We start from the raw sequence: 1,029 nt of genomic DNA, 5'->3' as shown, positions 1-1,029 counted from the left end.
GGGCGGCGACGCGGGCGCACGCGTCGTCGCGGCTGAGCACGCCGGCCACGTGGGCGGCGGTCAGCTCGCCGCCGGAGTGCCCGGCGACCATGTCGGGGGCCAGGCCCCAGGAGCCGAGCAGCCGGTGCAGCGCCACCTCGACGGCGAACAGCGCGGCCTGGGTGAAGACGGTCTGGTCGAGCAGGTCGGCCTCGGCGGTGCCGGGCTCGGCGAACAGCAGCGGCTTCAGCGGCCGGGGCAGCCGGTGGTCGAGGTGGCCGCAGACCTCGTCGAGCGCCTCCGCGAAGACCGGGTACGCCTCGTACAGCTCCCGGCCGGCGCCGGCGCGCTGGGCGCCCTGGCCGGAGAACAGGAACGCGACCCCGCCGCGTTCGGCGGCGGCGCCGGTGACCAGCCCGGGGGCGGGCCGGTCGTCGGCGAGGGCGTGCAGCGCGGCGAGCAGACCGTCGCGGTCGTCGGCGAGCACGACCGCCCGGTGCTCCAGGGGCGAGCGGGAGACCGCCGAGGTCCAGGCGACGTCGGCCGGGCGCAGGTGCGCGTCGTCGGCGACGTAGGCCGACCAGCGCTCGGCCTGGCGGCGCAGCGCGGTGCGGGTTCGGCCGGTGAGCAGCACCGGCGCGGGCGCGGGCGGCACCGGGTGGTCCGCCTCGACGCCGGCCGGTTCGGGCTGTTCGAGGATGAGGTGGGTGTTGGTGCCGCTCATCCCGAACGACGAGACGGCGGCCCGGCGCGGCCGGTCCACGGCCGGCCACGGCGTGGCCTCGGTGACGAGGGTGACCGCGCCGGCGGCCCAGTCCACGTGCGGGGTGGGCTCGTCGACGTGCAGGGTGGCCGGCACGACGCCGTGCCGCATCGCCAGCACCATCTTGATCACACCGGCGACACCGGCGGCGGCCTGGGTGTGGCCGATGTTCGACTTGATCGAGCCGAGCAGCAGCGGCGCGGCGTCGCCCCGCTCCCGGCCGTACGTGGCGAGCAGCGCCTGAGCCTCGATCGGATCGCAGAGGGTGGTGCCGGTGCCGTGCGCCT

General features: G+C 77.4%; 1 protein-coding gene. It reads right to left on the bottom strand.

What is annotated here, in order from left to right:
• Positions 1-1,029: acyltransferase domain-containing protein (locus KBX39_RS31900; RefSeq protein ID WP_210874135.1), on the bottom strand; the 1,029-nt coding region annotated here is incomplete at both ends.

The organism is Micromonospora sp. D75, assembly GCF_018070405.1.
Taxonomy (GTDB): Bacteria; Actinomycetota; Actinomycetes; order Mycobacteriales; family Micromonosporaceae; genus Micromonospora; species Micromonospora chalcea.
The sequence above is the reverse complement of the archived record's forward strand: the minus strand, read 5'-3'. Positions and strand labels throughout refer to the sequence as shown.